Here is a 19,304-nt window from a genome sequence, read left to right as displayed (position 1 = left end):
GCTTTGTTGCAGTGCAATGAGGCCAATCCTTTGAACTGAGGCGGAAAAGTGTCTCGCATCGCTCTCGTGATCGCAGCCTTGTCCCTGGTAACAGCTACGCTAGCACGCGCCGGGGCGGGCGAATTGCCTGTGAGCGAAGTCGCGCCGGGAATCTTCGTACACTCCGGGGCCATAGCGCTGATGAGCCGCGAGAATGAAGGCGGCATCGCCAATATCGGCTTCATCATTGGAGGTGACGCGGTGGCCGTGATCGACACTGGCGGCAGCCTGCGCGAAGGCGAGGCGCTGCTGGCGGCGGTACGAGCGCGCACGCAAAAGCCGATCCGCTATGTCATCAACACCCATGGCCATCCCGACCATGTCTTCGGCAATGCTGCCTTCATGGCAGAGGGAACCAGCTTCGTCGGCCACAGCAAGCTGCCGCAGGCGCTGGCGAGCCGCGGGCCCTTCTATCTCGACAATTTCAGGCGCCTCATGGGCCCCGAGCTGATCGATCCCGTGAAGATCGTACCGCCGACCCTGCTCGTAACGGACACGCTCACGCTCGATCTGGGCTCGCGCCGCTTGACCTTGCGCGCTTGGCCGGCCGGGCACAGCGACAACGATCTGACCGTGTTCGACGAGAGCACCAAAACCCTGCTTGCCGGCGATCTCGTCTTTCTCGGCCACATTCCGGTGATGGACGGCAGCATTCGCGGCTGGCTCGCCACGCTGAAAGAGTTGGAGACGATCCCGGCGCTGCGCGTTGTTCCCGGTCACGGTCCTGTGAGCGACTGGCCAGCGGCGCTGAGCGATCAACGACGTTACCTGTCAACGCTGCTGTCCGACGTCCGCGCCCTGAACAAGAGGGGCGCGCCGATCCGCGCCGCTGCGGACAAGGCGGCCGCGGACGAGCGGCCGCACTGGCAGCTGTTCGAGGACTACAACGCCCGCAACGCAACTGCAGCATTTTCGGAAATTGAATGGGAATAGCGGGCGCGCTACGCTGGCAGGAGATCAGCTTCACGTAAACCGAGGAGCATAACCATGACGGCATGCACACGCCGCCTGCCCCTGTTCGCCCTGCTCCTCGGCATCGCCTTCGCCGTGCCGGCGCAGGCGGAGGCCTACGATCCCTGGCCGGGCCTGGTGCAGGACATCTTCAGCAACCGGCCGATGAACGACGGCGCCGAGGTCATCGGCATCGAGATGCCCTATCGCGCCGAGGATGCCGCCATCGTGCCGGTGACGCTGCGCAGCAAGCTGTCGCCCGGCGACAGCAGACGCATCCGTTCGATCACGCTGGTGATCGACCGCAATCCCGCGCCGATGGCCGCGAAGTTCGAGCTCGGGCCGGAGGCCAATGTCACGGAAATCTCCACCCGTGTGCGCGTCAACAATTACACCGACGTGCACGCGGTCGCCGAGCTCAGCGACGGCCAGCTCTACGTCTCGAAAGTCTATGTGAAGGCCTCTGGCGGCTGCTCGGCGCCGGCTGCAAAGAACGTGGAGGAAGCCAAGAACCGGCTCGGCCAGATGCGCTACCGGCAATTCGCCCGTGAAGAGGGTCCGGCAAGCCGGTTGCGCGAAGCGCAGATCATGATCGGCCATCCCAACAATTCCGGCCTGCAGATGGACCAGGTCACGCAGCTCTATATCCCCGCCTTCTTCATCAACCAGCTCAGATTGACGCAGGACGATAGCCCCGTGCTGTCGATGGAAGGCGGCATCTCGATCTCGGAAGATCCCAACCTGCGCTTCACCTATGTCTCCAACGGCGCCAAGCGCTTTCGTGCAGAGGCCAAGGATACGGAAGGGCATGTGTTCCGCAATGAATGGGATGTGGAGAAGCCGGGGACTTAGTTTCGTCAGACTTGCGCTGAAGCCCCCTTCCCCTTGCGGGAGAGGGTGGATCGCCGCGTAGCGGCGAGACGGGTGAGGGGTATGTTTCCGCGCCCACCTGCCTCTCATGCTGGAATATGCCGATAGAACCCCTCATCCGGCGCATCGCGACACCTTCTCCCACAAGGGGAGAAGGAAGATCGCACCGTCTGTGCCGCGATAGCTAAAAACACCTCACCTCGGCTTCCGCCTGCGCGCGCCTTAAGTCATTCACCGCCGAGTTGGCCTGCTCCGAGGTGCGAAACTGCACGCCGAGATCGCCGCGCACTTGCGACATGCTGAGCGCGGTCTCGGCGGTAACATAGCGCTCGTAGGGTATGATCGAGGCGACCACGTCGATGGAGCAGGAACATTGCTCGATCGCGGAGCGCGTCTCGCCGTTGGCCTTCATGCAGCCATAGACGTATTCCGCGCGCGCCGCGGTGGGATAATCATTGGCCTCTTCGGCCCGTGCCACGCATACGCTGGCAGCGAGCGCCGTCAATGCGGCGACAATCGGTCGTAGCCGTCCGGCCAGATCCATGCGCGTCCTCCCGCTGGTTGCGACCAAGGCTATGCTATGCGTATTGTGCTGAAAAGCACTCTGTCAGAGGAAACGGCTCACAAGGTGATGACAGTTTTGGCGCGAATTTGGGCGCTCGCAACGGTGCTGGCGCTAGCCGCACCTGCCGGCGCTGCGGACACAATCCGCCTTGCGGTGCAGAAGACCGGAACATTCTCGTGGGAGCTGGCCGCGATCCGAAGCGCCGGCCTCGACAAGGAGGCCGGCCTGGCGCTGGAGGTCACCGAGCTCGCGAGCACCGAGGCCGGCAAGATCGCGATGCGCGCCGGCAGCGCCGACATCATCCTGTCGGACTGGCTGTGGGTGTCGCGCGAGCGCACGCTCGGTGCGAAGCTCACCTTCTATCCCTATTCCAGCGCGCTCGGCGCCGTGATGGTGCCGGCCTCATCGCCGATCAAGACGCTCGCCGACCTCAAGGGCCGCAAGCTCGCGGTCGCCGGCGGGGCGATCGACAAGAGCTGGCTGCTGCTGCAGGCGCGGATGAAGCAGGACGGCATCGACCTCAAGTCGGAAGCAACCATCGTCTACGGTGCCCCGCCGCTGATCGCCGCCAAGGCGCTGGACGGCGAGATGGATGCGAGCCTCAACTTCTGGAATTTCTGCGCCCAGCTCGAGGCCAAGGGTTTCAGGCGCCTGACCGGCATCGAGGACATCTTGCCGAAGCTGGGTGCCAAAGGCGCGGTCGCCGCGGTCGGCTATGTCTTCGATGAGAGCTGGGCCGCGAGCCATAAGGAGGCCGTCGCGCGCTTCATCGCGATGACCCGCAAGGCCAAGGAGTTGCTGGCGACCTCGGATGCGGCCTGGGACAAGGTCGCGCCGCTCACCGGCACGACGGATCCTGCCCTGCTCAGGACCTACCGCGAGCGCTACCGCGACGGCATTCCGCGCCGGAGCATCGATGACGAGGAAAAGGACGCGCGCGTACTCTACCGCGTGCTGGCCGAGATCGGCGGCCGCGACCTCGTCGGCCCCGCAGCCGAGCTCGACCCCGGCACCTTCTATCACGCAGTCCCCGGAGACTGAGGTGCTGCGCCTGCTGTCGTTCGCCCTGTTCCTCGCGATCTGGTGGATTGCCGCGCTCGCGGTCGGCGGCGCAAAGCTGCCCTCCCCGCCGGCGGTGCTTCAGGTGATGATCGCGGAAGCATCAAGCGGCGCGCTGTTCCTGCATCTCGGCGCCACGCTGGCGCGCGTCGCGCTCGCCTTCACACTCGCGATGTCGCTCGGCAGTGCCATCGGCTATTTGATGGGCCGGGTGAAGCTCGCCGACCGGCTCGGCGATCCCTGGCTGATCCTGCTGCTCAACCTGCCCGCCTTGGTCGTGATCGTGCTGGCCTATATCTGGGCTGGCCTCACCGAGGCCGCCGCGATCGCGGCGATTGCCATCAACAAGCTGCCGACCGCCATCGTCACCCTGCGCGAGGGCACGCGCGCGCTCGACCGTTCGCTCGACGAGATGGCGAGCGTGTTCGCAATGCCGCGCTGGCGCGCCTTCCGCCACGTCGTGCTGCCGCAACTGGCGCCCTATATCGCGGCCTCGGCCCGCTCCGGCCTGTCGCTGGTGTGGAAGATCGTGCTCGTCGCCGAGCTGCTGGGGCGGCCGAACGGCGTCGGCTTCGAGATCGGCGTCGCCTTCCAGCTGTTCGACACGCCGCGGCTGCTGGCCTATTCCCTCACCTTCGCCGCCGTCGTGCTCGTCATCGAAACCTTGCTGGTGCAGCCGTTCGAAGCCCGCGCAAATAGGTGGCGGCCCCGTGCGGCTTGAGGTCGATATCACGGGCAAGACTTTCAGGAGTGCGGCGGGCGGAACGCACGAGGTTCTGGCGCCCGTCAAGTTCGCGCTGCAATCCGGCGAGGTCGGCGTGCTGATCGGCCCCTCCGGCTGCGGCAAGAGCACGATGCTGCGTATCATCCTGGGACTGGACCACGACTTTGCAGGCCACGTCGCGCGACCGCCGGAGGCGCGGATCGGCATGGTGTTCCAGGAGCCGCGCCTGCTGCCGTGGCGCTCGGTCGAGCAGAATGTACGGCTGGCTGCGCCCGATGTCGCTGATGCCAGGCTCGCCGAGCTCTTCAGGATTTTGGAGCTGGAAGCGCATCGCGACCACTATCCCGGTGAGCTCTCGCTGGGTTTGGCGCGGCGCGTGGCGCTCGCCCGCGCCTTTGCCGTCGAGCCGGATATTCTGGTGCTCGACGAACCGTTGGCATCGCTCGATGACGCTCTCGCCGGACGCTTGCGCGATGAAATTGCAACGCTCGTCGCGAGCCGGCCGGTGATGACGCTTTTGGTAACACACAGCCTGGACGATGCAGTGCGCCTGGGCGACCGGCTGTTCTTCCTGTCGCCGCGACCAGCGCGGATCGTGGCCGAGGTGCCTATCGGCATCCCGCGCGACACACGCGGCGAAGCCGAGATTGCGGCGATCAAGGCCGGCCTCGCGCAACGAACTCAAGGCGACCGCACTGAGCGAGATGCCTCATAGCCGGTCGCCTGGCGGACGTGCTAGATTAGCGGGCGGCGGAGCTGATGATGACACGAACAGTCGCCTTCGCAACGCTTGGTCTTGCAGCGCTTAGCCTCGCACTCGTTGCGGTGACGGCGGGCGCGCAGGACATGATGCGTGGCGTCGACCTCACCTCCCCCGCGATGGTCTCGGCTGAAATGACGAGGCCGGAGGTCGAGGCCATGTTGGCCAAAGCGAGCCCAAAGCAGCCTGCCGATTTCACCGGCAAACGCCTGTCGGGTCTCGATCTCTCGGGGCTGGACCTGTCCAACACGGTTCTCCGCGCCGCGCGGCTCAACAAGACAATACTTCGAGACGCCCGGCTGGACGGTGCGATCCTCGATCAGGCGTGGCTGCTGGATGCGGATCTTACCGGCGCAAGCCTGAAGGGCGCCAATCTATTCGCCTCGCAAATGGCCCGCGCGCGTCTCGACGGTGCGAACCTGTCAGGAGCGCGCATCGCTGCCGACCTCACCGGCGCAAGCCTGGTCGGCGCCTCGATCGCGGACGCGAATCTCGGCGCCGATATGCGCAACCAGTCGATGGGACTGATGCGCGCGGTGCTGAGATCCGCCAAGCTGGAACGGCTGAACGCGCGCAACGCCGATTTGTCGCGCGTCGACCTCGAATTCGCAGTCCTCAGGGGCGCCGATCTGAGCGGCGCATCACTGAAAAACGCCCAACTCGGCGGAGCCGATCTGACCGGCGCCATCGTCATCGACGCCGATTTCGACGGCGCCGATCTCGTCTCGGCGAAGCTGATCGCACCAAACGGGCTTGACCGCGCCAAGAATTTCGACAAGGCAAAGAACCGCGAGCGCCTGATCAAGGAATGACGGCGCCCTTTGGGAGGACTGGCTGATGCGTGGGGTTCTTGCTTTGATCGCGTTGTTGACGCTTGCCGGCGAAGCCGCCGCGCAGACCAAGGGCAAGGGCATAAGGCTCTGGAATCTCACGACGGAGACCATCTCCGGCTTCCAGCTCGCACCCGCCGGCAAGACCGACTGGGGTCCGAACCAGTGCCTGAATGACAAGGACAAGGAGGTCGACCACGACGAGCGGTTGCGCATCACCGGCGTCGAGCCCGGCCGCTACGACGCCAGGGTCAGTTACCCCAATGCACGGCAGTGCGTCGTCCGCGATATCGAGATCAAGGCGGATGCAGTGTTCTCGATTGCGGACAAGGATCTGAAGGACTGCACCAAGTAGCGTTCGAACCGATTCTGGCAGCTCACGCCTTGTCGTTCGGGTGCGGATATTCGCAGCGCCACTTCACCGCGTGCCACTTCGGATGCTCACCGACCCATTGCGCGATATAGGGCGGCGCGGCCATCGCGCATTGCCGCGGCGACCCGGAATAGTGGAACACCAGATGCCGCTCCTCGCAGGTCGCAGGCGAGAGCACCGCGCACACAGTCACCACCAGGTCAATCGGGTTCATGCCGGGATCCTCTCGCAAGGGGGCGATGGAGAGATTAGCACATGAAGCTACGCGCGAAGGAGGGGGAAGTTTCATAGCGCCGAAGCCTCGTCATGGCCGGGCTCGGCCATCCACGCCTTGCCTCGTGGAACAAAGAACGTGGATGCCCGGGCCGTCGCCTCGCCGAAGCGGCTTCGGCCGCGTAGCCGGGAGAAGCCCGAGCATGACGACCTTCCGTGTTAGAAGTTCACGCCGAACACCAATCGCGCCTGATGCCGCTCGAAATTGACGAGGTCGAGATTGCCGCCTGAGCCGGCCGGGCGCCCCCAGGCCTGCATGCTCCAGCTTGCGGTGAGCCGGGAACGCTCGGAGAGCTGGAAATAGGCGGTGGGGCCGACAAACAGGGCCTGGCCTGAGAACTCGCTAAGGCCGATGCCCTCATATTGCCGGAAGTAGCGCATCTCGCCGCCAAGCAGCACATTGGGCCGCACGCGAACCAGGCCGGCAAACGCGGCCCCGATCGTCGAGCTCTTCTCGGATGCCCCTCCAATCTCGAAGCGCGCCCATTCCGGCTGGTAGATCAGGTTGAGGGCGCCGATGGCGAAGTTCGGAATGAGTTCGCGGTCGAAGGCGAGCGTGAATTCGGTGCCGTACATCCGCCCGTTCGCGCCGCTGGTCTCGTCGATGCGGTCGCCGTGGAGCTCGGCCGCAATCGTGAAGCCGAATGGTGCGCGCTCGCGGTCGAGCAGGCGATAGCGCAGGTCAAGCGAGATGCCCTGGAAGTTGAACTGGCGGCGGTCGTCTATATCAGGGACGCCGGTGATGTGGTGCAAGCTGGCGGTGCCGCCGACCTCGACACGAAAATTCGGCAGCGGCACGACCTCGATCTCGACCTCATGTTCAAGGGCGCGATAAGCGCCCCCGCCTTTGCCGAAGCGCCCCGTCGTCTGGGTCTGGAATTCGCGCTCGCCGACATTGCCGATATCGGTGCCGATCATGAAGCCGAAGATGTGCTCGGTATCAAAACCTGCCTCGGCGCTGCTGCGCGCCGGCGCCAGCACGATCGCGCACACGATCACCGTCCAGAACTTGCAGGCTCTGCCGCCCATCCCGTGCCCCAAAGGCGCGCGCCGCTGTGATCCGGCAGCAGCGCTGACCGGGCGTCAGCGTAACACACTGCCGCAAAGCACGGTCGAAATTTTGCGGGGAAAGAATTGAAGCCCCTCCACGTGCGGCTTTCGCGCGATCCGCAAAGCATGGAGCACGGCGAGGCGCAGATCCGACACTGCCACGGCTCCGACGGCGTTTGCCATCGAAGCCGCGGCAGGTCGTCGGTCTTACTTGCGCGAGGCGCAGGCGTACATGTTGATTTCCATGCCGACCGGCACTTCCACGATCTTCGGAGCTTTCCAAGCCATTCGGGTCTCCCAAGGTATTGAGCGCGACATCGCGCGGCGAAAAACCTAGGGCTGCGTCGAGTGCAGTTCAAGCCTCGATTCGACTGCCGTCACGTCTGTGCCGATACTTCGCGGCCGCAATTTCTCTCTCGGACAAAGCAAGTTCCCTCCTGGTCAAACACGACCAGCGAGACACCGCCTTGTGCAATGCACCGCGCGTCCAATCGACAACGGTGCCGTCAGCAGTCCTTGTCGGCCATTTCGGCATTCGGCTTGGCGCCCGCGGCGCGCTGAGCCGCCGTCGGCTCGCTCTGCATTTGCCGCTGCGCATCCTCGGACGACGCCGGCGATTCACCGCTGGCCCGGTTCATCGTGCTGGTCGGCGGATGCTGGCTGCTATCGCTCGCCGAACCGGACGTGTGCGATTGCGCGGAGCCCACGGTGACAGGGCCAGAACCGGCATCCTTGTCGGTCTTGTCGGTGCTGGCGCTGCCGGTGTTGCAGGGACCGGCGACCGCAACCCCGGCGCTCAGCGTCAGGATTGCGCAGGCAGCAAGAAGGGAACGCTTCGTATTCATTTGCATCTCCTTTTCTCCCGCAGCGCAGCCCCGGCGCCGGCAGGACATGCGGAGAAACAGGCCGAGCAGCCCGATGTTCCCGAGCGTCAGGCCGGAATGATCGCAAACGTTACGCCCGTCATGCCCGTTCCGCTTGCGGCGCTTCACCGGAGCAATCGTACGAGCGCGCGCCCGGCACGCGAATTCAGCTCCTTCGCATCCAGCGTTCCATCCTTGTCGGGATTGGCTGCGTTGAAACGCTGCTCGACCACCGACAGATATTCGTCGAGGGTGAGGGTCCCGTCGCGGTCGGGGTCTGCCGCGGCGAGTTCTTTCGCGCTCAACCGTCCACGCAATTCGCGCGCATCGAGCGTGCCGTCGCGATCGGGATCGAGCTTTGCGAACGAGGCGGCGGCCACCTTCTTCACCTCGGCAAGATCGAGCGTGCCGTCATTGTCGGTGTCGAACAACTTGACCGCATTGCCGGAGGCCGACCACGCCGGACCGGCCGAAAGTGCAATCACAAGTGCAAGGGCAATCGAGCGAGCCGAAATCATCGAGACCTCCCTGACATAGCCCCCAGATCAATGGGGCAGAGCCGAGATAAACCCGCAAGCGGCCCTCGGTTCAAGTCCGGACCTGCAACTTGCGCGCGTCACAACCGGTAGAGATGCATTGCCCTGCTCCCAATAGTGCTTCGCGTCGCGGAATTTCTCAGCGTCTGCGCACAAGTTGGAGTTGCCTTTGTCAGGTTTCCGTCAGGGTGACCGCCGACGATATCGGCACGGCAGTTACGACTTTCGTATTGACGCGTTTTGGTTTCCGACGGAGTGTTGCAGCCGCAGCGTCAAAAGGCGCGCATTTTGGGAGGAACGGATGAAACGCTTTGCGATGGCCGCGAGCCTCGTCATGCTTGCGTCAACCTGTGCAAATGCACAAACCACCGAGCAGCTGGTCAAGGGTGCGACCGACACATCGAACGTTCTCAATTACGGAATGGGCTACAATCTCCAGCGCTTCTCGACGCTGAAGCAGATCAACAAGGATACGGTCAAGAATCTCGTCCCAATCTGGAATTACAGCTTCAATGACGATCGGAGCGAGGAATCACAGCCAATCGTCTATCAGGGCGTCATCTACGTCACCTCGCACAATGCCACGATGGCGGTCGATGCCAAGACCGGCAAGCAGATCTGGAAGAGCAAGATCGAATATCCGGCGGAGACGCCGCGAATCGTCTGCTGCGGCATCATTAACCGCGGCGTCGCGATTCACGAGGGCAAGCTGTTCCGTACGACGCTCGATGCCCACGTGGTTGCCATCGACGCCAAGAACGGCAAGGAGCTGTGGCGGCAGAAGGCAGCCGACATCAAGGAAGGCTATTCGATGACGGTGGCCCCGCTCGTTGCCGACGGCGTCGTCATCACCGGCATTTCCGGCGCCGAATTCGGCACCCGCGGCTTCATCGACGGCTGGGATCCGGCGACTGGCAAGCATCTCTGGCGAACCCACTCGATCCCCTCGCCGGACGAGCCCGGCGGCGACACCTGGAAGGGCGACACCTGGAAGCTCGGCGGCGGCTCGACCTGGATCACGGGCTCTTATGACGCCGAGCTGAACACGGTGTATTGGGGCACCGGCAATCCCGGCCCGTTCAACTCGGCGGTGCGCCCCGGCGACAATCTCTACACCTGCTCCGTGCTGGCGCTGGATCCCAAGACCGGCAAGATCAAGTGGCACTACCAGTTCTCGCCGAACAATCCGTTCGACTACGACGCCGTGGCCGAGATGGTGCTCGCCGACGTGAACATCGAGGGCAAGCCGACCAAGACGCTGATGAATGCCAACCGCAACGGCTTCTTCTACGTGCTCGACCGCACCAACGGGAAGCTGCTCGCGGCTAATCCTTACGTGAAGGTGAATTGGGCGACCGGCATCGACATGAAGACCGGACGTCCGATCGAGACCGACATCTCGAAGGACGCACGCGAGGGCAAGAAGGTGACGGTGTATCCCTCGATCCTCGGCGGCAAGAACTGGGAGCCGATGTCGTTCAATCCGCAGACCGGCCTCGCCTATGCCAACACGCTCGCCTTCGGCGGCAGGTACAAGACCGAGCCCGTCACCTACAAGCAGGGCGAATGGTACCTCGGCATGGACCTGACCGACCTCTGGGAATACGGCGACGGGCCGCGCGGCCATCTCAAGGCTATCGATCCCATGACCGGCAAATCGAAATGGGAAGCGCCGAGCGACATTCCGCGCTTCTCCGGCGTGCTCTCGACGGCCGGAGGCGTCGTATTCTCTGGCGCGCTGACCGGCGAGTTCGAGGCCTTCGACGCCGACACCGGCAAGAAGCTCTGGCAGTTCCAGACCGGCTCCGGCATCGAGGGACAGCCGGTGACTTGGCAGCAGGACGGCGTGCAGTATGTCGCCGTGACGAGCGGCTATGGCGGCGTCTACTCGCTGTTCTCCGGCGACGAGCGGCTTGCCAACGTGCCGCCCGGCGGCTCGCTGTGGGTCTTTGCGGTCAAGCAGTAAACACGGGTACGATGCTGAAAGTGATCTCTCACAAGACGGCGGCGATGATCGCCGCCGTCGCGGTGCTCTCGGTCGCGCATGCGGCGACCGCCCGCGCCGATGACACCACCGGCAATACCATGCAGGCGCAGATCGACCATGGTAAGTCGACCTACGCCTCGAAATGCTCCCACTGCCACGGCCCCAATCTGATGAATTCCGGCACCGTCACGCCGGATCTGCGTGCCATTCCCGACGACAAGACGCGCTTCGTCACCACGGTGAAGAACGGCAAGAACAACAAGATGCCACCCTGGGCCGACATTCTCAGCGACGACGAGATCGGAAACCTCTGGGCGTTCGTCTCCAGCCGGAGGAAGCCATGAGGGGCCGGCGCGTTGCCTGGAGCGTTGCGGCCGTTCTGTCCGCGATGGCGTCGGTCGCTCTCGCAGCCGACGATCCTCTGAAGGTCTGTCTCGACGAGGACCGGCCGCCGCTCTCGGTGCATCGCCGCGACAAGCCGGATGCCGGCTTCGACGTGCTGCTGGCGCAGGCGATCGCCGAGCGGATGGGACGCCCGCTGAAGATCCAGTGGTTCGAGAGCAGGCTGGATGAGGATTCGAGCCCGCAGCTCGAGGCCAATGCGTTGCTCTCGGACGGGCGCTGCTCGCTGGTCGGCGGCTACGCGCTGACGCAGGATTCGCTTGTCGCACCCGGGATGAAGACGGCGCGCTTGCCGGGTTTCGCCGGCGCCACGCGCGACGATCGGCGGCGCCGCGTCCCGCTCGGCGTGCTCGCGCCGAGCCAGCCCTACATCTATTCGCCGATGACGGTGGTGCTGGGGCCAAAGGCCCGCGGGCGCAAGGTCGGCGACATCGGCGATCTCGCCGGCCTTCGTCTCGCCATCGAAAGCGGATCGCTCGGCGACGCCATCCTGATGACCTTCGACAAGGGGCGCCTGATCGACAACATCACCCATCTCGTCCCCGGCCGCGACGATCTCCTCGGCGGACTCGAGCGCGGCGACCATGACGCGACGCTGATCGATCTTGCCCGCTTCGACGCCCATCGCGCCGCGCACCCGGACACGGCGATCACGGCGTCCGGCTACTATTATCCGATCGGAGCCAATCGCGGCTATGTCGGGCTCGCCAGCGATGGCGCGCTGATCGCGGCCGTCAACAAGGCGCTGACGGAGCTCACGGCTTCGGGCAAGATCGCCGAATTCGGCAAGCAGGCCGGCCTCACCTATCTGCCGCCGCGCGAGCCCGCGATCCTCGGCGATGTCTGGACGAAGATCATCCAGCGGTGAGGCTCCCGCGGCCCGAACGCAGTGCGAGCCAATGCGCCAATCTGTCTCGCCTGCGGCCCATGGCAGCGACGGCCTGATGCAGTAGGTTCGGCAAAAATCAGGGAGAGAATCATGTCCGCCAAGCTCGATCGCCGCCACTTCATCGCCGCCGGTACCGGTGCACTGGCGATGCCGTTCGTCGCGCGCGGCGCATCGGCACAGGGCGGCTGGCCGGCGCGGCAGATTCGCATGATCTGCAGCTATCCCGCCGGCGGCCAGACCGACCTGCTCGCGCGCGCCTATGGCGAGTTCATCTCCAAGCAGGTCGGCAAGACCGTCGTCATCGAGAACAAGCCCGGCGCCTCCGGCGCGATCGGGACGGCGGAAGTCGCCCGCGCCGAGCCCGACGGCCACACCATCCTGTGCTCGATCTCGACCACCTACATCATGAACCGGGTGGTGATGAAAAATCCCGGCTACGACATGGACAAGGATCTGACGCTCGTCAGCGTCATTCCCGGCGCGGGCCTGTTGCTGGTCGCGAACCCGAAAACCGGGGTCAAGACGCTGGAGGATTTCGTCGCCTTCGCGCGCAATAGCGGCAAGGTGAATTTCGGCACCTACAGCGCGGGCTCGGCCCCGCACATGACCGTCAACGAGCTCAACAAGCAGTACGGTCTCAACATCGAGCCGGTGCATTATCGCGGCGAGGCGCCGATGTGGACGGGAATGCTGGAAGGCACCCTCGATGCCGCGATGGGCAGCTACACGGCCGCGCAGTCGGTCCTGCAAAGCGACCGCGGCACGGTGTTCGCCGTGCATTCGAAGAAGGTCGATGCGATCCCCGCGATCAAGACCCTTCCCGAGCAGGGCGCGACGTCGAAATTCTTCACCGTGAGCGGATTTACCGGCTGGGCCGTGCCCAAGGCGACGCCGCAAGCCGTCGTCGACCGCCTGGCCGAGCTCTGCGTCGCCGCCAACACCGATCCGAAAGTGAAGGAGGTTCTCTCGACTTTCGTGCTCGAGCCCGCGATCGGCTTCAAGGAGACTAATGCGCTGTACCAGCGCGAGCTGCCGATCTGGATCGAGAGCGCGAAGTCGTTGGGCCTCGAGCCGGCCTGATCAGAAAGTTGGGCGCATCGGAAGGACGGCCTCGCCGCTTCTGGAAAAACCGCGTCTAATGCTCGCCCGAGCTCGCCGCGCCCTGCTGTGCCTTGTGGATCGAGGACGGCACCACGCCGAAGTATTTTCGGAACACCCGGCTGAAATGCGATGAGCTGGAGAACCCCCAGGAGAAGGCGACGTCGGTAATAGTCTTGCCGGCGTGGGCCTCGAGCTCCTGGCGGCAGTTCTGCAGCCGCGCCTGCCAGATGTAGTCGCTCACCGTGGTGCCGCGCTCCGAGAACAGCATGTGCAGATAGCGCTTGGAGCAACCGAGCTCGGCCGAGATCTGGTCGATGCACAGATCCGGGTCGCGCAAGTGCTCCCGGATGAAGAACTGGGCGCGCACATACATCGCTTCGGGCCCGACACGATCGAACATCGTGTCGGCTTCGCGCAGCGGCAGCAGCAACAGGTCGATCAGCGAATCGGCGACGCCGACCGCGCTGTTGGCCGACAGCTTTGCCGCCTCGTCGAAGGTGGCATGGACGAAATCGTGGGCGATCCGCCCGGTCCCCGTCTTCGCCGTCAATTTGCACGCCGGCATCCGCTGCGACGGGAATCCGCGGTCGCGCAGCAGCGCCTTCGGCACGATCACCACGTCGTGACGGGTAAAGGCGGGACTGATGATCGAATGTGGACAGGAGACGTCATAGGCGATGATGTCGCCCGGATTGATCTCGATGTGACGGCCTTCTTGTTCGAAATAAGACACGCCGTAGGTCTGGAAGTGGATTTTTATGTACGGGTGTTCATTGGCCTTGGCGCGCGCCAGCGTGTGCGCGATGCGATGCTGGCTGACCTCGATCTGGCAGAGCTTCAGGCGCGAGACCGTGGTGTAATCGATGCGACCTTCGAGCGAGGACGCTTCCAGCGGATCGACGTCGAAATGCCCGCACAGGCTCGTGAGCCCGTCGATCCAGCTCTGGATCTGCCGCTTCGGCGTCATTCCGGTCGTCGAGAGCGTGTGAATGGTGTCGGACATTAATCCAGCCACTGATTTGATCCGGAGGTTCGGCGCGAATCGCAACCAGCGCTGCCGGAGCCCTCAGCCGTGATTGCGTGACGTTTACCTCGCATTTGAGCGGTCTCTTGCAACGAGCGCCATCGTTCCATTGCCACTCTTGAAACTTAATCCTCCGCCTTAGTTGCAGCGCCGTCAAGGGGAACCTGAGCGCCGAGGCCGGCCTCGAGGGCGCACCGAAGCCGCTGAATTCGCTACTGCAAAATCAAAATCTTCACCTCCGTGCGCTGTCGAGCAAACCGCCTTCGCTCTTGGGCAAGTTTCCCGATGGCGAAGCCGTTAGGGATTGCGGCAGGAACAACAAGAACGGGCCGCTCCTGCACGTGGACCCGTGGCTCTCATCAGGAGGAGGAAACAGCACAGCATCGTTTCTGGTCCCCATCGTGACCGCCCTGCACGAGCAGACGCCGGACGAGAAGCCCGGCGATTGAGCAATGCTTCGGAAATAATAAACGAGACCAACGGAGGAATGACTATGCGCAAGGTGCTTCTGGCGACCTGTCTTGGTTCGGCGGCGGCTCTCGCCGTCGGCAGCGCTTCAGCAAATGACGAACTGATCAAGATGTCGCAAAACCCGAAAGACTGGGTGATGCCGGCGGGCGACTACGCCAATACCCGCTATTCGAAGCTAAACCAGATCAACGCACAGAATGTCGGGAAACTCCAAGTTGCCTGGACCTTCTCGACTGGCGTACTGCGTGGCCACGAAGGCGGCCCGCTGATCATCGGCAACATGATGTACGTCCATACGCCGTTCCCGAACAAGGTCTACGCCATTGACCTTTCGCAAGAGAACAAGATCGTTTGGAAATACGAGCCGAAGCAGGATCCCAACGTCATCCCCGTTATGTGCTGCGACACCGTCAACCGCGGCCTGTCCTATGGCGACGGCAAGATCATCCTGCATCAGGCCGACACCAACCTCGTCGCGCTCGACGCCAAGACCGGCCAGGTGGCCTGGTCGGCGACCAACGGCAATCCCGCGAAGGGCGAGACCGGCACGTCGTCTGCGCTGGTCGTCAAGGACAAGGTCCTGGTCGGCATCTCCGGCGGCGAGTTCGGCGTGCAGTGCCATGTCACCGCATACGACCTCAAATCCGGCAAGCAGGTCTGGCGCGCCTATTCCACAGGCCCGGATGATCAGATCAAGGTCGATCCGGCGAAGACGACCTCGCTCGGCAAGCCGGTCGGCCCGGACTCTTCGCTGAAGAGCTGGCAGGGCGATCAGTGGAAGATCGGCGGCGGCTGCACCTGGGGCTGGATCTCCTACGATCCCGCTCTGAACCTCGTCTATTACGGGTCGGGCAATCCCTCGACCTGGAACCCGAAGCAGCGTCCCGGCGACAACAAATGGTCGATGGCGATCTTCGCCCGCGATGCCGACACCGGCATGGCGAAGTGGGTCTACCAGATGACGCCCCACGACGAATGGGACTATGACGGCGTCAACGAAATGATCCTCAGCGATCAGCAGATCAACGGTCAGAACCGCAAGCTGCTGACGCACTTCGACCGCAACGGCCTCGCCTACACGATGGACCGCGAGAGCGGCGAACTGCTGGTCGCCGAGAAGTACGACCCGAAGGTGAACTGGACCAGCGGCGTCGACATGGACAAGAACTCGCCGACCTACGGCCGTCCCAAGGTCGTCGCACAATACTCGACCGAGCACGGCGGAGAGGACAAGAACACAAAGGGCATCTGCCCGGCCGCGCTCGGCACCAAGGACCAGCAGCCGGCAGCCTACTCGCCGGACACGCAGCTGTTCTACGTTCCGACCAACCACGTCTGCATGGACTATGAGCCGTTCAAGGTGAGCTACACCGCGGGTCAGCCCTATGTGGGTGCGACGCTCTCGATGTATCCGCCGCAGGGCGAAAGCCACATGGGCAACTTCATCGCCTGGGACAACAAGACCGGCAAGATCGTCTGGTCGAACAAGGAGCAGTTCTCGGTCTGGTCGGGTGCGCTCGCAACCGCCGGGGGCGTGGTGTTCTACGGCACGCTCGAAGGCTACCTGAAGGCGGTCGACGCCAAGACCGGCAAGGAGCTCTACAAGTTCAAGACTCCCTCGGGCATCATCGGCAACGTCACCACCTATGAGAACAATGGCAAGCAATACATTGCCATTCTCTCCGGCGTGGGCGGCTGGGCCGGCATCGGACTGGCGGCAGGCCTGACCGACCCGACCGCAGGCCTCGGTGCGGTCGGCGGCTACGCGGCCCTCAGCAACTACACGGCGCTCGGCGGTACCCTGACCGTGTTCTCGCTGCCGAACTAAACCCGTCAGCATCGCTCCGGCGCGTGGATCGCTCCACGCGCCGGCTCGTCTCCACCGAATGCCGACCGAGGAACAATCTCTTGCGTCAAATCTGCTCTGTCATTGCTGTGATGATGATCTTCGTTGTGTCCGGAGGAAGCGCGGTCGCAGAGGGTCCGGGCGACCCGACCGCCGTGAAGAAGGAAGACGACGGAAAGTGGCTCGATAAGGACGGAAACCCGACCTACAAGATTTCGGCCGACGGCACCGTGGACTGGTTCACCTATTCCGGATACCGCCGCTATCATTCGGACTGTCACGTGTGTCACGGCCCCGACGGCATGGGATCGACATACGCGCCGGCGCTGAGGGATTCCGTGAAGTCGATGAGCTACGGCGACTTCCTCGGCGTGGTCGCCTCCGGCCGCAAGAACATCTCGGCCGCGCAGGAGAACGTCATGCCGGCCTTCGGCGACAACCCGAACGTCGCCTGCTACATGGACGATCTCTACGTCTATCTCCGCGCGCGCTCCACCGACGCCTTGGGCCGGCAGCGTCCTGCGAAAAAGGAGGAGAAGACGGAGGCCTATACCCAGGCTGAAGACGCCTGCATGGGCAAGAAATGAACGTTACGAGGGCTGCCAGGACTACTTCTTGGCGCCTGATGAGAATTTGAGGAGCTACCGATGAAGACACGTGCCGCCGTTGCTTTCGAAGCCAAGAAGCCGCTCGAGATCGTCGAGGTCGATCTGGAAGGCCCGAAGGCCGGCGAAGTCCTGGTCGAGATCAAGGCGACGGGCATCTGCCATACCGACGCCTACACGCTCGACGGCTTCGACAGCGAGGGAATCTTCCCGTCGATCCTGGGACATGAGGGAGCCGGCATCATCCGCGAGATCGGCCCCGGCGTGACCTCGGTGAAACCGGGCGATCACGTCATCCCGCTCTACACGCCGGAATGCCGGCAGTGCAAAAGCTGCCTCAGCCAGAAAACCAATCTCTGCACCGCGATCCGCGCGACGCAGGGCAAGGGCGTGATGCCCGACGGCACCAGCCGTTTCTCCTACAAGGGCAAGCCGATCTACCACTACATGGGTTGCTCGACCTTCTCGAACTTCACCGTGCTGCCCGAGATCGCGGTCGCCAAGATCCGCGAGGACGCGCCGTTCGACAAGAGCTGCTACATCGGCTGCGGCGTCACCACCGGCGTCGGCGCCGTCGTCAACACCGCCAAGGTGACGCCAGGCTCCAACGTGGTCGTGTTCGGCCTCGGCGGCATCGGCCTCAACGTCATCCAGGGCGCCAAGATGGCCGGCGCCGACAAGATCATCGGCGTCGACATCAACGATTCCAAGGAGGAATGGGGTCGCAGGTTCGGCATGACCGACTTCGTCAACCCGAAGAAGATCACCGGCGACATCGTTCAGCACCTCGTCGGCCTCACCGACGGCGGCGCCGACTACACCTTCGACTGCACCGGCAACACCACCGTGATGCGCCAGGCACTGGAGGCCTGCCATCGCGGCTGGGGCACCTCGATCATCATCGGCGTCGCCGAGGCCGGCAAGGAGATCGCCACCCGCCCGTTCCAGCTCGTCACCGGCCGCAACTGGCGCGGCACGGCCTTCGGCGGCGCGCGCGGGCGCACCGACGTGCCGAAGATCGTCGACTGGTACATGAACGGAAAGATCCAGATCGATCCGATGATCACCCACGTGCTCAAGCTCGAGGAGATCAACAAGGGCTTTGACCTCATGCACGAGGGCAAATCCATCCGTTCAGTCGTCGTGTTCTAGCTCGAAAACGTCACACCAAGGAGGATCGACCATGACTGTTGCACTCCATCCCTCGATCGACAACGGCATCAAGCAAGGCAGCGGCAGCTTCGCCGGCGGCACGCTGGCCTGCAAATGCAGCGACCACCCGGTGAAGGTCGGCATCAAGGGCGACGTCGCCCACAATCACGCCTGTGGCTGCACCAAGTGCTGGAAGCCGCAGGGCGCGACCTTCTCCGTCGTCGCCGTCGTGCCGCGCCAGAACGTCACCGTGCTCGAGAACGGCGACAAGCTCCAGATCGTCGACCCCTCCGCGGTGATCCAGCGTTACGCCTGCAAGGCCTGCGGCACGCACATGTACGGCCGGATCGAGAACAAGAACCATCCGTTCTACGGCCTCGACTTCATCCATCCCGAACTGTTCCAGGAGCAGGGCTCGCAGGCGCCGCAATTCGCCGCCTTCGTTTCCTCCGTGATCGAATCGGGTGTGAAGCCCGAGCAGATGGCCGGCATCCGTTCGCGGCTGAAGGAGATCGGCCTCGAGCCCTATGACTGCCTGTCCCCGCCCCTGATGGACGCGATCGCGACCCATGTCGCGAAGGCCAAAGCCGCTTAGGAAGACTGCCTGGACGCCCGCCTGAACTGGCCGGCCGCCGGATCTTGGCTACACCATCTGCAACTCGCTGGCGTTCGTTGCCGCCAGCGAGCCTCACGGGCCCCGCTGCCGGGACCACCGCGGCGCGATGCCGCCGCTTCTGCACCACGCGTGGGTGAGGACCATCGGCTCCTCAGTCCTGGTCTCTGAATGACTGCGCAGGACCGTCCGCTTCCTGCTTGAAGTTCGCGGTGCTCTGCGTTCTCCCTCCCTCGACTGAGGCCTACTGCTTCGTCCGTTCGGTGCAGCCGGCGGACGAAGCTTTTTTCGTTGCGTCCATTTGATAGGCAACGTGGCGGA

22 protein-coding genes are annotated in these 19,304 nt (G+C 63.9%); 15 read left to right on the top strand and 7 right to left on the bottom strand.

Translation table 11 applies throughout. The annotated features are described in order from the left end of the window. Positions 1-48 precede the first annotated feature (48 nt). Entirely contained in the window at positions 49-972 is a 924-nt protein-coding gene (locus I6F31_RS11155) for a quinoprotein relay system zinc metallohydrolase 2 (RefSeq protein ID WP_225112025.1), read from the top strand. Positions 973-1,026: 54 nt separating this feature from the next. Continuing rightward, complete coding sequence (locus I6F31_RS11150; protein WP_225185400.1) at positions 1,027-1,842, top strand: quinoprotein dehydrogenase-associated SoxYZ-like carrier; 816 nt, start codon at positions 1,027-1,029, stop codon at positions 1,840-1,842. Positions 1,843-2,044: 202 nt separating this feature from the next. Here I6F31_RS11150 and I6F31_RS11145 read toward each other — a convergent pair whose 3' ends face one another. Further along, positions 2,045-2,404 carry a hypothetical protein gene (locus tag I6F31_RS11145; RefSeq protein WP_109142938.1) on the bottom strand — a complete coding sequence of 120 codons (360 nt, stop codon included), beginning with the start codon at positions 2,402-2,404 and terminating at the stop codon, positions 2,045-2,047. A gap of 87 nt (positions 2,405-2,491) precedes the next feature. Here I6F31_RS11145 and I6F31_RS11140 point away from each other — a divergent pair, with 87 nt between their 5' ends. The 5 genes from I6F31_RS11140 to I6F31_RS11120 are packed head-to-tail and all read left to right on the top strand — an operon-like array spanning position 2,492 to position 6,153. Beyond that, positions 2,492-3,466 (top strand): ABC transporter substrate-binding protein, encoded by a 975-nt coding sequence (locus tag I6F31_RS11140; RefSeq protein WP_109142937.1) that lies wholly within the window; start codon positions 2,492-2,494, stop codon positions 3,464-3,466. A gap of 1 nt (position 3,467) precedes the next feature. Further along, a complete protein-coding gene (locus tag I6F31_RS11135; RefSeq protein WP_036007920.1) occupies positions 3,468-4,205 on the top strand; it encodes an ABC transporter permease subunit in 738 nt (245 codons plus the stop codon). After that, positions 4,195-4,923 carry an ATP-binding cassette domain-containing protein gene (locus I6F31_RS11130; protein WP_225185399.1) on the top strand — a complete coding sequence of 243 codons (729 nt, stop codon included), beginning with the start codon at positions 4,195-4,197 and terminating at the stop codon, positions 4,921-4,923. Before I6F31_RS11135 ends, I6F31_RS11130 begins: the two co-directional genes overlap by 11 nt. Positions 4,924-4,970: 47 nt before the next feature. Further along, positions 4,971-5,780 (top strand): pentapeptide repeat-containing protein, encoded by an 810-nt coding sequence (locus I6F31_RS11125; RefSeq protein WP_225127874.1) that lies wholly within the window; start codon positions 4,971-4,973, stop codon positions 5,778-5,780. 25 nt (positions 5,781-5,805) lie between these two features. Then, the gene (locus tag I6F31_RS11120; protein WP_225131824.1) at positions 5,806-6,153 is read left to right on the top strand and encodes a hypothetical protein; all 348 of its coding nucleotides are present in this window, start codon (positions 5,806-5,808) and stop codon (positions 6,151-6,153) included. A gap of 22 nt (positions 6,154-6,175) precedes the next feature. On the opposite strand, the gene I6F31_RS11115 is transcribed toward I6F31_RS11120, so the two are convergent. The 5 genes from I6F31_RS11115 to I6F31_RS11095 form a co-directional block, all read right to left on the bottom strand. Next, positions 6,176-6,385, bottom strand: coding sequence for a hypothetical protein (locus I6F31_RS11115; RefSeq protein ID WP_036007926.1), 210 nt, complete (start codon positions 6,383-6,385; stop codon positions 6,176-6,178). Positions 6,386-6,603: 218 nt separating this feature from the next. Next, positions 6,604-7,473: a hypothetical protein gene (locus tag I6F31_RS11110; protein ID WP_225185398.1), complete on the bottom strand. Its 870-nt coding sequence runs from the start codon at positions 7,471-7,473 to the stop codon at positions 6,604-6,606. A 228-nt stretch (positions 7,474-7,701) separates the two neighbouring features. Then, a complete protein-coding gene (gene pqqA, locus I6F31_RS11105; protein WP_008562446.1) occupies positions 7,702-7,782 on the bottom strand; it encodes a pyrroloquinoline quinone precursor peptide PqqA in 81 nt (26 codons plus the stop codon). Positions 7,783-8,000: 218 nt separating this feature from the next. Beyond that, on the bottom strand, positions 8,001-8,486 hold the full coding sequence (locus tag I6F31_RS11100; protein ID WP_225127670.1) for a hypothetical protein: 486 nt from the start codon (positions 8,484-8,486) through the stop codon (positions 8,001-8,003). Beyond that, positions 8,483-8,875: an EF-hand domain-containing protein gene (locus tag I6F31_RS11095; protein ID WP_036007934.1), complete on the bottom strand. Its 393-nt coding sequence runs from the start codon at positions 8,873-8,875 to the stop codon at positions 8,483-8,485. The genes I6F31_RS11100 and I6F31_RS11095 overlap by 4 nt, the downstream gene beginning before the upstream one ends. Before the next feature lie 319 nt (positions 8,876-9,194). Between I6F31_RS11095 and I6F31_RS11090 the strand changes: the two genes are divergently transcribed. The 4 genes from I6F31_RS11090 (at position 9,195) to I6F31_RS11075 (ending at position 13,251) form a co-directional block, all read left to right on the top strand. Then, positions 9,195-10,859, top strand: a complete 1,665-nt coding sequence (locus tag I6F31_RS11090; RefSeq protein WP_109142933.1) for a methanol/ethanol family PQQ-dependent dehydrogenase — start codon at positions 9,195-9,197, stop codon at positions 10,857-10,859. Between the two features lie 11 nt (positions 10,860-10,870). Continuing rightward, a complete protein-coding gene (locus I6F31_RS11085; RefSeq protein ID WP_036007938.1) occupies positions 10,871-11,224 on the top strand; it encodes a cytochrome c in 354 nt (117 codons plus the stop codon). After that, positions 11,221-12,150 (top strand): transporter substrate-binding domain-containing protein, encoded by a 930-nt coding sequence (locus I6F31_RS11080; RefSeq protein WP_036007940.1) that lies wholly within the window; start codon positions 11,221-11,223, stop codon positions 12,148-12,150. Before I6F31_RS11085 ends, I6F31_RS11080 begins: the two co-directional genes overlap by 4 nt. 111 nt (positions 12,151-12,261) lie before the next feature. After that, complete coding sequence (locus I6F31_RS11075; RefSeq protein WP_225152320.1) at positions 12,262-13,251, top strand: tripartite tricarboxylate transporter substrate binding protein; 990 nt, start codon at positions 12,262-12,264, stop codon at positions 13,249-13,251. A gap of 55 nt (positions 13,252-13,306) precedes the next feature. On the opposite strand, the gene I6F31_RS11070 is transcribed toward I6F31_RS11075, so the two are convergent. Then, entirely contained in the window at positions 13,307-14,275 is a 969-nt protein-coding gene (locus I6F31_RS11070; protein ID WP_025037738.1) for a helix-turn-helix domain-containing protein, read from the bottom strand. A 514-nt stretch (positions 14,276-14,789) separates the two neighbouring features. On the opposite strand from I6F31_RS11070, the gene xoxF5 reads away from it, so the two are divergent. From xoxF5 to gfa, 4 genes are all read left to right on the top strand, one after another. Further along, positions 14,790-16,595, top strand: coding sequence for a lanthanide-dependent methanol dehydrogenase XoxF5 (gene xoxF5, locus I6F31_RS11065; protein WP_036029357.1), 1,806 nt, complete (start codon positions 14,790-14,792; stop codon positions 16,593-16,595). A 113-nt stretch (positions 16,596-16,708) separates the two neighbouring features. Continuing rightward, complete coding sequence (locus tag I6F31_RS11060) at positions 16,709-17,200, top strand: c-type cytochrome, methanol metabolism-related (RefSeq protein WP_036007993.1); 492 nt, start codon at positions 16,709-16,711, stop codon at positions 17,198-17,200. A gap of 60 nt (positions 17,201-17,260) precedes the next feature. Further along, positions 17,261-18,370 carry an S-(hydroxymethyl)glutathione dehydrogenase/class III alcohol dehydrogenase gene (locus tag I6F31_RS11055; protein WP_027574628.1) on the top strand — a complete coding sequence of 370 codons (1,110 nt, stop codon included), beginning with the start codon at positions 17,261-17,263 and terminating at the stop codon, positions 18,368-18,370. 31 nt (positions 18,371-18,401) lie between these two features. After that, a complete protein-coding gene (gfa, locus tag I6F31_RS11050) occupies positions 18,402-18,965 on the top strand; it encodes an S-(hydroxymethyl)glutathione synthase (RefSeq protein WP_036007953.1) in 564 nt (187 codons plus the stop codon). The last annotated feature ends 339 nt before the right edge of the window (positions 18,966-19,304 follow it).

This window comes from Bradyrhizobium sp. NBAIM01 (assembly GCF_020194115.1).
Taxonomy (GTDB): domain Bacteria; phylum Pseudomonadota; class Alphaproteobacteria; order Rhizobiales; family Xanthobacteraceae; genus Bradyrhizobium; species Bradyrhizobium yuanmingense.
Note: the sequence above shows the minus strand (reverse complement) of the source record. Positions and strands in the feature narration are given on the sequence as shown.

What these genes read in the sequence shown, in the direction of transcription:
- I6F31_RS11150 (WP_225185400.1), top strand. Translation starts at nt 1,027, where the DNA reads ATGACGGCATGCACACGCCGCCTGCCCCTGTTCGCCCTGCTCCTCGGC.
- I6F31_RS11145 (WP_109142938.1), bottom strand. Translation starts at nt 2,404, where the DNA reads ATGGATCTGGCCGGACGGCTACGACCGATTGTCGCCGCATTGACGGCG.
- I6F31_RS11140 (WP_109142937.1), top strand. Translation starts at nt 2,492, where the DNA reads ATGACAGTTTTGGCGCGAATTTGGGCGCTCGCAACGGTGCTGGCGCTA.
- I6F31_RS11125 (WP_225127874.1), top strand. Translation starts at nt 4,971, where the DNA reads ATGACACGAACAGTCGCCTTCGCAACGCTTGGTCTTGCAGCGCTTAGC.
- I6F31_RS11120 (WP_225131824.1), top strand. Translation starts at nt 5,806, where the DNA reads ATGCGTGGGGTTCTTGCTTTGATCGCGTTGTTGACGCTTGCCGGCGAA.
- I6F31_RS11115 (WP_036007926.1), bottom strand. Translation starts at nt 6,385, where the DNA reads ATGAACCCGATTGACCTGGTGGTGACTGTGTGCGCGGTGCTCTCGCCT.
- I6F31_RS11110 (WP_225185398.1), bottom strand. Translation starts at nt 7,473, where the DNA reads ATGGGCGGCAGAGCCTGCAAGTTCTGGACGGTGATCGTGTGCGCGATC.
- pqqA (WP_008562446.1), bottom strand. Translation starts at nt 7,782, where the DNA reads ATGGCTTGGAAAGCTCCGAAGATCGTGGAAGTGCCGGTCGGCATGGAA.
- I6F31_RS11095 (WP_036007934.1), bottom strand. Translation starts at nt 8,875, where the DNA reads ATGATTTCGGCTCGCTCGATTGCCCTTGCACTTGTGATTGCACTTTCG.
- I6F31_RS11090 (WP_109142933.1), top strand. Translation starts at nt 9,195, where the DNA reads ATGAAACGCTTTGCGATGGCCGCGAGCCTCGTCATGCTTGCGTCAACC.
- I6F31_RS11085 (WP_036007938.1), top strand. Translation starts at nt 10,871, where the DNA reads ATGCTGAAAGTGATCTCTCACAAGACGGCGGCGATGATCGCCGCCGTC.
- I6F31_RS11080 (WP_036007940.1), top strand. Translation starts at nt 11,221, where the DNA reads ATGAGGGGCCGGCGCGTTGCCTGGAGCGTTGCGGCCGTTCTGTCCGCG.
- I6F31_RS11075 (WP_225152320.1), top strand. Translation starts at nt 12,262, where the DNA reads ATGTCCGCCAAGCTCGATCGCCGCCACTTCATCGCCGCCGGTACCGGT.
- I6F31_RS11070 (WP_025037738.1), bottom strand. Translation starts at nt 14,275, where the DNA reads ATGTCCGACACCATTCACACGCTCTCGACGACCGGAATGACGCCGAAG.
- xoxF5 (WP_036029357.1), top strand. Translation starts at nt 14,790, where the DNA reads ATGCGCAAGGTGCTTCTGGCGACCTGTCTTGGTTCGGCGGCGGCTCTC.
- I6F31_RS11060 (WP_036007993.1), top strand. Translation starts at nt 16,709, where the DNA reads ATGATCTTCGTTGTGTCCGGAGGAAGCGCGGTCGCAGAGGGTCCGGGC.
- I6F31_RS11055 (WP_027574628.1), top strand. Translation starts at nt 17,261, where the DNA reads ATGAAGACACGTGCCGCCGTTGCTTTCGAAGCCAAGAAGCCGCTCGAG.
- gfa (WP_036007953.1), top strand. Translation starts at nt 18,402, where the DNA reads ATGACTGTTGCACTCCATCCCTCGATCGACAACGGCATCAAGCAAGGC.